Annotated in this window: 15 protein-coding genes; 6 read left to right on the forward strand and 9 right to left on the reverse strand. The window is 36.9% G+C overall.

Translation table 11 applies throughout. The features are described from left to right. Positions 1–4: 4 nt before the first annotated feature. On the reverse strand, positions 5–3,052 hold the full coding sequence (fdnG, locus tag PSE60_RS09675) for a formate dehydrogenase-N subunit alpha (protein WP_272665276.1): 3,048 nt from the start codon (positions 3,050–3,052) through the stop codon (positions 5–7). A gap of 405 nt (positions 3,053–3,457) precedes the next feature. Next, entirely contained in the window at positions 3,458–3,781 is a 324-nt protein-coding gene (locus tag PSE60_RS09680) for a YnfA family protein (RefSeq protein ID WP_272665277.1), read from the reverse strand. Positions 3,782–4,078: 297 nt separating this feature from the next. Between PSE60_RS09680 and PSE60_RS09685 the strand changes: the two genes are divergently transcribed. The 3 genes from PSE60_RS09685 (at position 4,079) to yafC (ending at position 6,221) form a co-directional block, all read left to right on the forward strand. Then, positions 4,079–4,615: a dihydrofolate reductase family protein gene (locus tag PSE60_RS09685; protein WP_272665278.1), complete on the forward strand. Its 537-nt coding sequence runs from the start codon at positions 4,079–4,081 to the stop codon at positions 4,613–4,615. Further along, entirely contained in the window at positions 4,612–5,193 is a 582-nt protein-coding gene (locus PSE60_RS09690) for a TetR/AcrR family transcriptional regulator (RefSeq protein WP_272665279.1), read from the forward strand. Before PSE60_RS09685 ends, PSE60_RS09690 begins: the two co-directional genes overlap by 4 nt. 128 nt (positions 5,194–5,321) lie before the next feature. Continuing rightward, a complete protein-coding gene (gene yafC / locus PSE60_RS09695) occupies positions 5,322–6,221 on the forward strand; it encodes a DNA-binding transcriptional regulator YafC (protein ID WP_272665280.1) in 900 nt (299 codons plus the stop codon). Between the two features lie 34 nt (positions 6,222–6,255). Here the strand turns inward: yafC and dkgB are convergent, their stop codons facing one another. After that, positions 6,256–7,059 carry a 2,5-didehydrogluconate reductase DkgB gene (gene dkgB / locus PSE60_RS09700; RefSeq protein ID WP_109911079.1) on the reverse strand — a complete coding sequence of 268 codons (804 nt, stop codon included), beginning with the start codon at positions 7,057–7,059 and terminating at the stop codon, positions 6,256–6,258. A 378-nt stretch (positions 7,060–7,437) separates the two neighbouring features. On the opposite strand from dkgB, the gene PSE60_RS09705 reads away from it, so the two are divergent. Further along, positions 7,438–8,016 (forward strand): NAD(P)H-dependent oxidoreductase, encoded by a 579-nt coding sequence (locus PSE60_RS09705; RefSeq protein WP_272665281.1) that lies wholly within the window; start codon positions 7,438–7,440, stop codon positions 8,014–8,016. A gap of 60 nt (positions 8,017–8,076) precedes the next feature. On the opposite strand, the gene PSE60_RS09710 is transcribed toward PSE60_RS09705, so the two are convergent. After that, positions 8,077–8,367 carry a putative quinol monooxygenase gene (locus tag PSE60_RS09710; protein WP_272665282.1) on the reverse strand — a complete coding sequence of 97 codons (291 nt, stop codon included), beginning with the start codon at positions 8,365–8,367 and terminating at the stop codon, positions 8,077–8,079. A gap of 364 nt (positions 8,368–8,731) precedes the next feature. Between PSE60_RS09710 and PSE60_RS09715 the strand changes: the two genes are divergently transcribed. Next, positions 8,732–9,175, forward strand: a complete 444-nt coding sequence (locus PSE60_RS09715) for a hypothetical protein (protein WP_272665283.1) — start codon at positions 8,732–8,734, stop codon at positions 9,173–9,175. Positions 9,176–9,225: 50 nt separating this feature from the next. On the opposite strand, the gene add is transcribed toward PSE60_RS09715, so the two are convergent. Then, on the reverse strand, positions 9,226–10,251 hold the full coding sequence (gene add, locus PSE60_RS09720; RefSeq protein ID WP_272665284.1) for an adenosine deaminase: 1,026 nt from the start codon (positions 10,249–10,251) through the stop codon (positions 9,226–9,228). A gap of 132 nt (positions 10,252–10,383) precedes the next feature. On the opposite strand from add, the gene PSE60_RS09725 reads away from it, so the two are divergent. Beyond that, positions 10,384–11,064 carry a Crp/Fnr family transcriptional regulator gene (locus PSE60_RS09725; protein ID WP_272665285.1) on the forward strand — a complete coding sequence of 227 codons (681 nt, stop codon included), beginning with the start codon at positions 10,384–10,386 and terminating at the stop codon, positions 11,062–11,064. Between the two features lie 54 nt (positions 11,065–11,118). Here PSE60_RS09725 and PSE60_RS09730 read toward each other — a convergent pair whose 3' ends face one another. From PSE60_RS09730 to PSE60_RS09745, 4 genes are all read right to left on the reverse strand, one after another. Continuing rightward, the gene (locus PSE60_RS09730; RefSeq protein WP_272665286.1) at positions 11,119–11,547 is read right to left on the reverse strand and encodes a TOBE domain-containing protein; all 429 of its coding nucleotides are present in this window, start codon (positions 11,545–11,547) and stop codon (positions 11,119–11,121) included. 16 nt (positions 11,548–11,563) lie between these two features. Then, a complete protein-coding gene (locus PSE60_RS09735) occupies positions 11,564–12,322 on the reverse strand; it encodes a YnfC family lipoprotein (protein WP_272665287.1) in 759 nt (252 codons plus the stop codon). A gap of 244 nt (positions 12,323–12,566) precedes the next feature. Continuing rightward, positions 12,567–13,460: a pirin family protein gene (locus PSE60_RS09740; protein ID WP_272665288.1), complete on the reverse strand. Its 894-nt coding sequence runs from the start codon at positions 13,458–13,460 to the stop codon at positions 12,567–12,569. 27 nt (positions 13,461–13,487) lie between these two features. Further along, complete coding sequence (locus PSE60_RS09745) at positions 13,488–13,763, reverse strand: GNAT family N-acetyltransferase (RefSeq protein ID WP_164529360.1); 276 nt, start codon at positions 13,761–13,763, stop codon at positions 13,488–13,490. Positions 13,764–13,771: the final 8 nt, after the last annotated feature.

A 13,771-nucleotide genomic window follows, 5' to 3' on the forward strand; every position in this document is an offset into this window, starting at 1 on the left:
TCCCTTACGCCTTCTCAATGTTAACTAAGAATGCCTTATACTCAGGTGTCTGAGAGTTAGCATCGCCGACAGACGGCGTTAACGTATTGGTGATAAACCCTTTTTGAGTCGCACCTTCAAAGCCCCAGTGAATAGGTAGTCCAACTGTTTCAATTGGTTTTCCATCCACCATCAGCGTTTGTAATCGAGGAGTGACAACCGCAACTGCCTTGATAAACCCACGTTTACTGCTGACTTTGACCTTATCGCCTAACGCAATTCCTTTGGCTTTCGCTAATGTTTCGCTGATTTCAACAAATTGCTCTGGCTGGGCAATCGCGTTCAAGCGAGCATGCTTGGTCCATGTGTGGAAATGCTCTGTTAAACGGTATGTAGTTCCGACATAAGGGAAATCTTTGTGGTCACCAAGACGTTTCTTGTCTTCATCAAAAATCCGCGCCGCTGGGTTAGAAACTACATTCGGGTGCAACGGGTTAGTGCCAAGTGGTGTTTCAAATGGCTCATAGTGCTCAGGGAATGGCCCTTCTGCCATCTTATCGATAGCAAATAAACGACCTAAACCTTCTGGTTGCATGATGAATGGCCCAGTTCCTACTTCAGGAGCAGAAGCATTAAAGTCAGGAATATCATTACCGACCCATTTTTTACCATTCCACTCGATAAGCATGCGGTCTTTATTCCACGGTTTACCTTGGGTGTCACAAGAAGCTCGGTTATAGATCACACGGCGGTTCAGAGGCCATGCCCATGCCCAACCCAGTGTGTTACCGATTCCGGATGGGTCGCTATTATCACGATTTGCCATCTGGTTGCCTTTCTCAGTCCAACTACCGGTATAAATCCAGCAAGAAGACGCCGTTGAACCATCTGCACGCAATAAAGCAAATGAGCTGAGTAGCTCGCCTTTTTTCGCTTGTAAATTGCCGTCGGCATCATAAAGATCAACCAGCGCAACACCGTTGTTTTCTTTCGCCACTTCTTCTGATTCAGGATGGAATTGCTGCTTATAATTCCATTTCATTTGCATCAGAGGATCTTGGCCTTGGCCGCCTTCTTTTTCATACAATTCACGGATCTTATACAGAATACCGGTCAATATTTGGCCATCGTTACGCGCTTCGCCTGGAGCATCTGCCGCTTGCCAGTGCCATTGTAACCAACGGCCTGAGTTGGCTATCGAACCATCTTCTTCCGCAAAACAAGTGGATGGTAAACGGAACACTTCGGTTTGAATCGAAGCCGTATCAACGTCATTCATCTCACCATGATTTTGCCAGAAATTAGCCGTTTCAGTGACTAATGGGTCGACAACAATCAGGTACTTCAGTTTACTAAGGCAGCTAACCACTTTATTTTTATCAGGGAATGACGCTACTGGGTTAAACCCTTGACAGATATAGCCAGTCACTTGGTCCTTGCTCATCATGTCAAAATACTTCATTACATCATAAGCTTGGTCCCATTTAGGTAACCAGTCATAACCCCATTGGTTCTCAGCTTGAGCGGAATCCCCATAGAAAGACTTCATCAAACTCACGAAGAACTTAGGATAGTTGCTCCAAAAATTCACCTGATTTGGCAATGTTGCTTTTGGCGTATTCGCAGTAAGGTAGCTTTCAATGTTCTGATGTTTTTCAGAAGGTAGTGTCAGGTAACCTGGCAAACTGGTTGATAGTAACCCTAAATCTGTTAAGCCTTGAATATTCGAGTGCCCGCGTAACGCGTTCACACCACCACCAGCAACCCCCATGTTACCTAGCAGTAACTGGATCATAGCCATGGTACGAATATTTTGTGCGCCAACAGTATGTTGTGTCCAACCTAACGCATACAAGAAAGTCCCGGCTTTGTCTGCCGCGCTTGTTGTCGCTAAGATTTCACAAACCTTCAAGAAGTCTGCTTTTGGTGTTCCACAAATTTGTTCAACAATATCAGGTGTATAACGTGACACGTGCTTGTGAAGTAAATTCCACACGCAACGTGGGTCTTGTAATGTGTCATCGCGTAATGCGTGACCATTTTCATCAAACTTATAATTCCAGCTGGTTTTGTCATAACTGCGCTTATCAGCGTCATAACCACTAAATAAGCCATCGTTAAAATCAAAATCATCTCTAACAATCAACGATGCATTAGTGTAGTTCTGAACATATTCAGCATTAATTTTTTGATTTTCAATCAGGTACAGCAAAACGCCCGATAAAAAGGTAATATCGGTACCTGAACGGATTGGGACATAATGGTCAGCAACTGATGCGGTACGCGTAAAACGCGGGTCTATGACAATCAGTGTGGCATCATTATTATTTTTCGCTTCAATTGCCCAGCGGAACCCAACAGGGTGTGCTTCCGCAGCATTACCGCCCATAACGACGACAACATCGGCATTTTTGATATCAACCCAGTGGTTGGTCATCGCACCGCGACCAAATGTTGGAGCAAGACTTGCTACCGTTGGTCCGTGTCAGACACGCGCTTGGTTATCAACCGCTAGCATACCTAGCGATCTGGCGAATTTTTGTGTCAACATTCCCGTTTCGTTACTGGCAGCAGATGCACAAAGCATCCCTGTTGATAACCAACGGTTTACCATTGTTCCTTCCGCATTTTTTTCGATGAAATTCGCATCGCGATCATCTTTCATCAAGCGTGCAATGCGGGTGAAAGCATCATTCCAACTAATGCGTTCCCACTTATCAGAGCCTGGCGCTCTATATTCAGGATAACGTAAACGATTTTCGCTTTGGATATAATCGAGCAGGCCAGCCCCTTTAGGGCATAAAGCACCACGGTTTACCGGGTGGTCTGAGTCACCTTCGACATGGAATATCGCGGATTTAGCATTCATGGCGCCATCGCCCATGCTATATATTAGTAATCCACAACCGACAGAACAGTAGGTACAAGTATTACGCGTCTCTTTAGAGCGAAGTAATTTATATTCACGTACATTAGCTATTGCCATTCCAGGCATAAAACCTAACGCAGCTACAGTTGTACCTGCCATCCCGCCAGCGCAGATTTTAAAAAACTTTCTGCGACTAACGTTCATTGCTACCTCTTTATATTTTTTGTATAAATCGATGAGAGAATAGCAGCCTAATATGATTAGATATTGCCTAAAATCAATGAAAGTGAAAATAAAAGTTTAATTAATATTAACTGAGTAGTTAAACATCAATTAAAATTACTACCAATAGAGTATTTATTGTTAAATTGATTTGGATCAAATGTTACATTTAAACTATTTTAGTTAAATTCCATTTCAATTAACATTTCGTAAAATAGGATACGTCTATTTCTTAGAAAAAATAAATTTTAAATTTAATTTAAATATAGATTTAGTATTTATCTGATGAAATAAACATAAAGGAATAATTTTGTGATCGCCTTAAATGCCACGTCATCTTAAAATAAACAAATATTTTTTTTCAAGGTGACGTGATAACACTATCGTCTATTTCCAACCACTAATTATGATCCCTGCACCAAAGAGCACAACTAGAGCGCCTACCCAGTCAGTCACGGTAAGAGGCACACCATCAACCACTTTCAGCCAAACTAATGCGGTGGCAATATATATCCCGCCATAAGTAGCATAAATTCGGCCACTTGCTTCCGGATGCAATGTCAATAACCAGACAAATAGCATTAAACTTAACGCCGCAGGGATCAATAACCAAGCCCCACCTTGCTTTTTCATCCAAAGATAAGGAAAGTAACAGCCTGCAATTTCAGCCAACGCAGTGATAAAGAATAAAGCAATAATTTTTATCGACATAAAAACCCATTCAAAATAGCCCCCATAAATATCACGTTGATATTAGCAAATTTCATCAACACTGTTATGTGGTTTTCACTAATATCAGTGAAATACGTCTTGCAACCGGTAAGACATAAAAAACGCCAAGGTTAACATAAACACTGACGAGCCCTATGAACAACTCAGCCTTACTCTATATTTTGTAGAATTTTTATCAATAATTCAACAAATTCCATACAAGAGCACAATATCACCTGTATTTTTACCATCACACCCATTATTATACAGTGTATAATAATTTTAATAGGTATTAATATGATTTCAGGACATGTCTTTATAGCAACCAGCCTAGATGGTTATATTGCCCGAAAAAATGGTGATATTGAGTGGCTTGTACAACAAGATTTTCCTGATGAAAATCATGGCTACGAAAACTTCATCAATAACATCGATGCAATCATTATGGGGCGAGGGACATTTGAAACCGTTTGCGGCTTCATGCCTTGGCCCTATGAGCAACCTATTGTGATTCTTTCATCCACACTCACACTGCAACCCGTTCCTGAGCATTTAGCCGGTAAGGTGCGTTTTTCAAGCCAGGCGCCAGAGCAAGTCATGCAAATATTAGAGTCTGAAGGCTGTAAACGTGTTTATATCGATGGTGGACAAGTCATTCAATCCTTTTTAAAGCAAGGGCTAGTTCATGACCTTATTATCACTAAAATTCCTATTTTATTAGGTGAAGGACGCCCGTTATTTGGCCCACTACCTCAAGATATCTTGCTCAAGCATTTAAATACTCAAAGCTTCCCTTCAGGGCTTATTCAATCCCATTATGAGATAGTAAAATGACGGAGCGAAAACCAGGTCGTCCGAAAGCACAACAACTCAATATTTCCTCTGAAAATATTATTGCAAAGGCAATAGAGATATTAGATGAAAAAGGAATTGAACAATTATCCATGCGACTGATTGCTAAGGAAATGACAATCAGTCCGATGGCTCTTTACCATTATTTTACCGATAAAAACACGCTAATTAAGGCCATTGGTAACACCCTTTATCACTGTATTAATGTTACTGATGTCACGGGCACTTTTCCTAAAATAGAAAGCCTTCTATGCCAATATCGAGAAAAGGTGATTCAGTACCCACAAATTACGTTAGCAATATTTAATACTTCCGCATTATTTCCTGAGCAAGCCACTCGCATAACTAATGAGTTAATTCAGTTACTCACTGAGCTAGGGTTATCAACACAACAAGCAACCCAGCGGGGGTATATTCTCATCGACTATACTCACGGTGAAGCATTAGCAACATCCACTCTCTTACGTAATGAACATCACGCAGATGAAAGAATATGCAATGCACAAGAAAATTATACTGAAGCATTAAAAATTCTTTTAAAAAATATCGATAAGCCATAAGTTAATATGATTAGGTTAAAAATCAAACCAAGCTCCATGCTCCTAAATTTTTAGTTTAAATTTTAAGACCTATTGCTGTTACTATAATAATCACCTTTTCTATCATCTTATTGGCTAATAAAATTATTATGAGAGCAACATCTGAAGAAGCCCGTGTATATATAGAAGTGGTAGAACAAAAAAGTTTTAGTAAAGCGGCTGCTAAACTTAATTTAGCAAATTCAGCAGTGAGCCGAATCGTCAAAAAATTGGAAGAAAAACTGGGGGTCAATTTGCTTAACCGTACCACTAGGCAAATTGACTTAACTGCAGAGGGCGAAATTTATTTTCAACGCATGAAAATTATCTTGCAAGAAATGCAAGCGGCAGAAGATGAATTATATGACACACAAAGCTCTCCAAAAGGCCTATTACGAATTGATGCAGCAACACCGATTGTATTGCATATATTAATCCCTTTTGTTGCTATTTTTCGCAAACAATATCCAGACATTCATTTGTCGTTAGTTTCATCGGAAACCTTTGTTAATTTAATTGAACGGAAAGTTGATGTTGCAATTCGAGCAGGACATCTCACCGACTCCAGCTTACGTGCTCGCCCATTATTTAAGAGTTACCGCAAGATTATTGCGTCTCCAAATTATCTGGAACAACATGATGAACCTAAATACCCTCAAGATCTTTTGCATCATACATGCTTAACCTTTACTGAACCCGTATCACTAAATATGTGGCCAGTTAAAGGCATTGATGGGCAACTAATGGAAATTACTGCAGGGATATCATCAAATAGCGGAGAGACCCTAAGACAGCTTTGTTTAGCTGGAAATGGGATTGCATGTTTGTCTGACTTTATGGTGAATAAAGATATTCAAAATGGCCAATTTGTCGAAGTATTAAAAGATGAATTGCAGCCTATTCCTTTACCATTCCATGCCGTGTATTACAGTGACCGCGTTGTCAGCCAGCGTATTCGGGTTTTTATTGATAGCTTAACTCAATATCTTGCAGAAATTCAGAGGCCATAACAAATTTTAGCCTCTGAGCATATAGAATAATCAGTTAGTCCCAGTTTGGCGCTAAACCTTCTGGGCTAACTAAACGGTCATTACAATCTAATGCTGCAATCGCCGCTTTATCGTCACTATCTAACTGTAATTGAGTTGCTTGCAAGTTACTTAATAAATTTTCACGTTTTGTTGATGATGGAATAACAGAATACCCTTCACCAATCGCCCACGCTAAAATAACCTGAGCAGATGTTGCATTATGTTTCTGTGCAATACTCGCAATAACCTCATCCTTTAATGCTTTGCCATACGCTAATGTCATATAAGAAGTAATATGGATATTGTGTTGTTTTGCCCACTCAACGACTTTTTTGTTTTGCAGATAAGGTGAAAGCTCGATTTGGTTTGTCGCAATATTTTCAACGCCGACTGCCGCGATTGCTTTTTCCATTAATGGAATAGTGAAATTAGAAATACCAATTTCACGTGTTAAACCTTGTTTTTTCGCTTCCAATAATGCTTGCATGAACTCTTCAACAGAAACAGCATCATTTGGAGATGGCCAATGCACTAGTGTTAAATCCACATAATCCATTTGTAGATCACTTAAACTTTGTTTCAGACTTGGGATGAGCTTATCTTTGCTTAAATTCTCAATCCAAATTTTTGTTGTGATATAAAGCTCGCTGCGTTCAACGCCGCTTTCTGCAATAGCCTGCCCAACCGCAGCTTCATTCTCATAAATTTGTGCAGTATCAACGGCGCGGTACCCAACATCTAATGCATTTTTTACTGAAGCAATCACCACATCATCTTTTAAACGGAATGTACCCACACCAATTACAGGAATAGTCATTGTGTTACCTTTCTTAAATTTTTTACATTAAGCTTCACGGGTAATTATTTGGATAGTCCATGTTCATTCGCTACGAACTACCCCATAATTACTGCAACAATTTGAATACGACAAAGAATACGATGGGATAATGCAGAGAAAAATAGCCATAAGCTCAATAGACTTTTGCTAAAAAATCAATAATCCCTATTATTAATAGCTTTAACTATAAAAATAGTCTTTATAGAGACATTTGACTAAACTTCGCCTAATCAAATTATTAAATAAGATAATAATACCATGAAAATAATAAATTACATTTTATTACTCTACTTTTCATATTTATTTTAGTTTGTTAGCCTAAATATAACTTAGCAATTAACGAATAAGGCAATACAAATGAAAATTCTTCTTCTCAATGGTGGGCAAACATTTGCTCACTCGGCAGGCCAACTTAATCGTACGTTACATGATGTAGCCAAAACCACGCTAAGTAAGTTAGGGCACACTATTCAAGAAACGCATATTGAGTCGGGCTACGATTCCGAAAATGAAGTTAAAAAATTTCTTTGGGCGGATACGATTATTTACCAAATGCCTAGCTGGTGGATGATGATGCCTTGGATGGTAAAAAAATATATGGATGACGTTTATACCCTCGGTCACGGCCATTTATATGCAAATGATGGCCGCACTCGCCAAGATCCAAACAAGCAATATGGTACTGGAGGCCTACTTCATGGAAGAAAATATATGCTTTCCGTTACTTGGAATGCTCCTCTTGATGCATTTGATGAGTTTGATAATTTTTTTGATGGTCGAGGTGTCGATGGTGTCTATTTTGCCTTTCATAAATCACAACAATTTCTCGGATTGAAAAAATTCCCAACCTTTATGGTTAATGACGTGATCAAAGAGCCTAATATTGAAAAATACATCAATGATTACAAAGCACATCTCACCGAAATTTTTGGATAATCAACTTAAAAAGGAATACATTTGTATTCCTTTTTATTATTTAGTCATTATTAATTAATATTATGCAATTTTGCTTATTAATTTCACATCTAATGAATCAATTTTATCTTCTATTTTCTTAATAAAGTCTTTCAAATGTTGTGTTCCATTATGTTTATCTAATGATTTTTGGTCCTTCCAAATCTCAAAGAAAATAAAAATGTTTGGATTAGCATTATCTTGGTGTAATTCATACTGAAGACAACCTTCATCCTTATTGCTTGGCTCAACAATTGATTTAGTTGCTGCTTTCACAAAATCAACTTCATTATCTTTTGCAATTACTGTTGCAACAATTCTTATTTCTGACATAAGCTCACCCTGTTATAAATAGATAATTTTAACTCATCTATTTATAGCATAACTCGAAGTTAAAATTTAACCTTTATTATTCTATAAATTAGAAAATACTTTTCCAGCTTTAATCATGTTGTTATATTGCAAAAATAGTGTAAATTAAAAAGATAATACAATCAACTTTATCGTTTCATTACATTTTATTTTCGCTGATGAGCAAAGGCTGAATTTTAGCCCATCATGGGATGGGAATTTTCAATTTATACTCATTACCGTGCTGGGTAACACATTAACAATTCATTCACATTAATGGATTTACTATACAGATAATACTAACCAGCGTAGCATGATGAAATCATAATATATGAATGAGGCCACAATGAAAAATCATATTCAATTGGATATTAAAGACAATGAAGCCACTTTATCTTACCTATCGGATAAAATAATTTTACCTATTGGCATTAAGAGCTTTAATGGCTTTAAGTTTCAGCATTCCCCTATTACAGCTTATGAAGCTGAAATGGCAATTGAACATATCGAAAACGCGATTATTCCGATAAAAAAACAGCTCCCTACAGGGGAAATATTGCTTTTTAGTCATGATAAAAAATTAAGTTTACTGATAGAAAGTAGGCATATTAATGGTAGCTTTATCACAACATCGCAAATTGAAGATGCTTTTAATGAATTGGTCGATGTGATTAATGGTAGCCCCATTCATTCAACACAATTGCCAACAAATAGCGAATTCAGTGCTTTTTTATTAATCATTAGAGAGATTACTCATCATTGGAGTTTGCATGGTATTACATATAATTAATCACAATAGCGAAGGAGGATAAAGCCCTCCTTCTTTTTCTATCAGCCCTATTAGTTTAGTAGCTTTTCCATTAACAATGCTCTTTTTTCTTCTGCAATAAAACTCGCCAGTAATGCATTTACATTACACTCAGTAAAGTCAGCAATACCCCAACCAAATATATCATGCAATAATTGGTACTCTTTATTTAATGTTACATCCGCAACTGTTCGCGCATCTGTATTTATGCTTAATTTAACGCCCTGCTGTTTCAACTTATTAATAGGGTGGTTTTCGATACTATCAAAGACATTGCACACCAAATTGCAACTTGGGCAAACTTCAAGTAATACATTTAACACTTTGAGCTTTTCAATCGTATTTGAATTCTCAATACTTCTAACTCCATGTCCTATACGCGAAACATTTAGCTTATCTAATGTTTCAATCACGCTTTCATAGCCTAAAGCCTCACCAGCATGTGCGATAACATTGCCGCCGTGCTCTCTGACATAGTTAAATGCGGTTTCATGATTGTCTAATGAAAAGCGAGCCTCATCTGCAGCTAAATCTAGTGCTACAACACCACGAGATTGATATTCTACAACTAATTTTGCCGTTTCAAGACTCTGAGAGGCAGTAAAATGCCTCAAAGTACACAAAATCAAGCCAGCTTCTATTTCGTACTTTACAACTGCCGAATTAATCGCATCTAATGTTATATCGACAACCTCTCGGCTTGAAAGACCTTGTTGAGTATGTAATAAAGGAGCAAACCGAATTTCTGTATAAATTACATTATCCATTTTTAATTGCTCAAACAAATCATCAACAGCGAGTCCAATAGCAGATTTTGTCTGTAATATATTAAGTTGAGGTTTAATGCAACGTAGAAAATCGCCAAGATCTTCGCATCTTACTGGTGCAATAAAGCCTTGTTTAAACTCATTAAACGTTAGTGTTGGGATGGTTTGTTTAACATAAGAATAACTTAAACATGTATCTAAATGCACGTGTAGTTCAATTTTTGGCATAACGTTAATTGCTGTTTTTATGCTTTTAGTAAATACGCTTGACGGTTTTAAAGGTACTTTCATGTTAATATCCTGCGAGTTATTTTTTAATAAACTAGCAAGGTTACTACCATTTAAAAAAGGACATATGTCCTTTTTTAAATGAAAAAAACGAGTATGATTTAAGTATAATTTCAAGCGAAAATGGTTATAAAAATGAAAGCAATAAACTCTACAATAAAGCGTGCAGAATTTATTACTCATCATCAACTTGATAAAATCATTTCTGACGAAACTCTCAAAAAAACAAAACTTATCCACATAAAGGCCAAAGAATATTTAATATTTCAAGATAGCCAAATCAGCCACCTTTACTTCCTTGTTTGCGGAAAATTGCAAATTGAACGTTATGAAACTAACGGTTGCAAAGTCATTTTTTCATTTGAAAATGCATTTTCTATCATTGGTGATTTAGAACTTTTTCAAAGTAACCTTGAAAATGACCGTATCTATAATACGATCCAGGCAGTTACAGATGCAGACTTGCTTGCACTACCTTTATCTATGATCCGAAAAAAAGAAATTTACGCTCCATTATTTTTGCAATTTATCTGTCAGCACCTTAGCAAAAAGCTTTATAACACATCACAGTTACACTCCAGTGCATCATATTCAGTTGAATATAAATTAAGACGCTATCTTACTTTTGCTGAAAAGCAGAATGGAGAAAGTTTTCAATTAGAAAATCGTGACTCTTTAGCTGCAATGCTAGGCGTCTCCGTTAGGCAATTAAATCGAACACTATCTAAACTCGTCAGTGATAAATTGATTGAGAAAAAAGGTAAAAAAATTAAGATATTAAATACTAAGCAGCTCTTAATTTCATGCCAGAAATAGAAAAGGCCACCACTTCATTCGCAATGACAGCCTTGCTATAAAATAAGGATATAGTTATTTTTTGGTTGCTAAAATAACCGAAGAGGCTTTAACTATCGCAGTAACTTTGCTGTTCACTGCTAACCCCATTTCAATTGTACTGTTATTCGTTACTACTGCTGATAATAATGTTCCTGCATCCGTTTTTAAATTAACGACTGAGTTTACACTGCCTTTTTCAATAGACTCTACCTTGCCATTGAATTGGTTACGTGCTGAAAATTGGTACTCTTGTGCATCAGAAACAAGAACAACCCAAGGTGCTTTAATCACCGCAACTGCTTGCTTGCCTTTTTCTAATCCTAACTGTTCAGTGCTGTTTTTAGTGATGATGGCAGCAATGCTTTCTCCATTACCTAAATTTAAAATAATTTCATCATTTACTGAGCCAACAACAACCGACTCAACAACACCTGTAAGTTGATTTCTTGCAGAAATAGCCATTAAACATCTCCTATATTTAATAAAAGTCGACTTCAGTAATACTATTTTTTAGTAATTTAATATTATTACCATTCGAGTTAAGATTTAAAATAAAGTTGCATTTATAGGCAATATTTTTAGCATTATAATCGCACTTAGAATTGACTAATAATATTGTTTGTCCCAATGCACGGATATCCATCGTATGATCAAACGGCTTATTCATATCTTTCCCATAAGTGACTATAGTCTCGGAGATGAGTGCATTATCTTTAAAATATTTTATCGTTGTTGGAAGTTTAAATTCATTATAATCATTTTTGCTATATTGTTTTTTCGTATCAGCAAGCAATGAGCCAGCAATAATGCCATCTTGGTTATATTGGTAGATTAATTCACCATTTGAATCTTTTTTAGACATTATTTGACAGTTATCACCTATCACCATTTCGACAGGACCACTAACATCCCTACCAACCAATTTATTTTTAACTCGCTTTACAAAAAGATAGTTATGAGCACCATTTAAATACTCATCTTTCTTTTGATCAAAAGTAAAACTTTCCACACAACCATCATGACCAATTTTTAACATTGATTCATAATTAATTGATTTATCTTCATTATAAACAACTGATTTTATTTGCTTAACAGCACCTCTGACAGGATTGAAATCATAAAGTTGAGCCAGATTAAATACGACTGGGTTATATTGCTGTTCTTGAAACGCTAATGATACAAAAGAAACAGGGAATAAACTTAAACAAACGATTCCCAATGGGTATTTTTTACTCATTTCTATCGTCTACCTCTAACTGCTACGGCTTGCTTTGACTTAAAAATAGCCTTTTGTATACATATTATCAGTTTTTCGATAAAAGTCAGGTTATGAACTCATAAACTGAGTATAAAACGAGTCTTAAATTAAATTCAAAGCCATTTTCGGCTAAAGACAAATATAAATACGAAAAAATAATAAACAATAACAATGACTGTAACTCCTTTTTTTAAAATAATAATAAAGGAGTTACTTAAATTGATTATGGCATAATTGGAGCCGGTGTTGGCTCGCGCTCATCGTTATAAACACGGCCAAAACGTAGGTTTCCTTGGTTCCACTCCTCAACTGCGGCATGAATATCGGCTTTAGTTCGACCAATAAAATTCCACCACATTAGTACTGACTCATTTAAAGGCTCACCACCCAGTAATAGAATATGGCTATCTGAAGCTAGCTCTATAGAAATTTCTGTTATATTTTTGCCTAAATAAACTAATTCATTACTCTTAATTTGCTGCCCTTCAATAATGGCACTTCCACTTACGGCAAAAATACCGTATTCAAATTCAGATCGTAAAGTTAAAACTTGTCTAGCGGTTTTCTTCGCAATAATATCAAGCCCGATCAACGGTGAAAATGTCAATGTTGGTGCTTTATAAGTGCCATATTCCCCAACTAATAAATTGAAATAGATTTCGCCTTCAGCCCAACGAGGTAACGTAGGATAATGGTCAAAGCGTGGGGAAATATCTTTAACTGCTTCGGGCAAAGCAATCCATAATTGCACAGCATGTAACTGCCGGCTCTCTCCATAGGTATCTTCAGAATGACTGATCCCATGACCTGCTGTCATTAAATTAACCTGTCCTGGCCGAATAACCTGCTCATAACCAAGGCTATCTCGATGCAATACTTCACCTTCAATCATCCAAGTGAATGTTTGTAAAGCAGTATGAGGGTGAGGTGATACCTTCATTCCCTCTGAGTCTCCTTTAAAAACCGTCGGGCCCGCGTGGTCAAGAAAACACCAAGCTCCTATTAGCCTACGCTCCCTTGTTGGCAAAACTCGTGCAACAAGAAGCCCACCAACATCCTTCGAACGTGCTGTAATCAACTGTAAATCAGGTATTTTATCATTAAATTGAATACTCATACTTACCTCATCAGTAATTAGCAAATGTTATTGGCGGATATCACTGTATTCAGGTGTTCTATCGAATATTGCTTTTGCAAAAGGGCATAATGGAATAATTTTTCGTCCTTCATTTCTCATTCGCTCAACAACCTTAGCAACTAATAACTTTGCAATTCCCTGTCCTTTTAAGCTTTCATCAACCACGGTGTGGTCAATAATCACCAGTTCATCGCCAGTATAAACAAAGGTTATCTCGGCAAGACGAGTTTGCTTGTCATCGGATAAAATAAAAAAGCTATTGTGGTCAGATTGGATATTCATCATAAATA

This window comes from Providencia sp. PROV174 (assembly GCF_028480685.1).
Lineage (GTDB): Bacteria > Pseudomonadota > Gammaproteobacteria > Enterobacterales > Enterobacteriaceae > Providencia > Providencia rettgeri.

Excerpts from the sequence above, each read along its gene's own strand:
- PSE60_RS09680 (WP_272665277.1), bottom strand. The coding sequence starts at position 3,781 with ATGTCGATAAAAATTATTGCTTTATTCTTTATCACTGCGTTGGCTGAA.
- PSE60_RS09685 (WP_272665278.1), top strand. The coding sequence starts at position 4,079 with ATGATTTCAGGACATGTCTTTATAGCAACCAGCCTAGATGGTTATATT.
- PSE60_RS09690 (WP_272665279.1), top strand. The coding sequence starts at position 4,612 with ATGACGGAGCGAAAACCAGGTCGTCCGAAAGCACAACAACTCAATATT.
- yafC (WP_272665280.1), top strand. The coding sequence starts at position 5,322 with ATGAGAGCAACATCTGAAGAAGCCCGTGTATATATAGAAGTGGTAGAA.
- dkgB (WP_109911079.1), bottom strand. The coding sequence starts at position 7,059 with ATGACTATTCCTGTAATTGGTGTGGGTACATTCCGTTTAAAAGATGAT.
- PSE60_RS09705 (WP_272665281.1), top strand. The coding sequence starts at position 7,438 with ATGAAAATTCTTCTTCTCAATGGTGGGCAAACATTTGCTCACTCGGCA.
- PSE60_RS09710 (WP_272665282.1), bottom strand. The coding sequence starts at position 8,367 with ATGTCAGAAATAAGAATTGTTGCAACAGTAATTGCAAAAGATAATGAA.
- PSE60_RS09715 (WP_272665283.1), top strand. The coding sequence starts at position 8,732 with ATGAAAAATCATATTCAATTGGATATTAAAGACAATGAAGCCACTTTA.
- add (WP_272665284.1), bottom strand. The coding sequence starts at position 10,251 with ATGAAAGTACCTTTAAAACCGTCAAGCGTATTTACTAAAAGCATAAAA.
- PSE60_RS09725 (WP_272665285.1), top strand. The coding sequence starts at position 10,384 with ATGAAAGCAATAAACTCTACAATAAAGCGTGCAGAATTTATTACTCAT.
- PSE60_RS09730 (WP_272665286.1), bottom strand. The coding sequence starts at position 11,547 with ATGGCTATTTCTGCAAGAAATCAACTTACAGGTGTTGTTGAGTCGGTT.
- PSE60_RS09735 (WP_272665287.1), bottom strand. The coding sequence starts at position 12,322 with ATGAGTAAAAAATACCCATTGGGAATCGTTTGTTTAAGTTTATTCCCT.
- PSE60_RS09740 (WP_272665288.1), bottom strand. The coding sequence starts at position 13,460 with ATGAGTATTCAATTTAATGATAAAATACCTGATTTACAGTTGATTACA.
- PSE60_RS09745 (WP_164529360.1), bottom strand. The coding sequence starts at position 13,763 with ATGAATATCCAATCTGACCACAATAGCTTTTTTATTTTATCCGATGAC.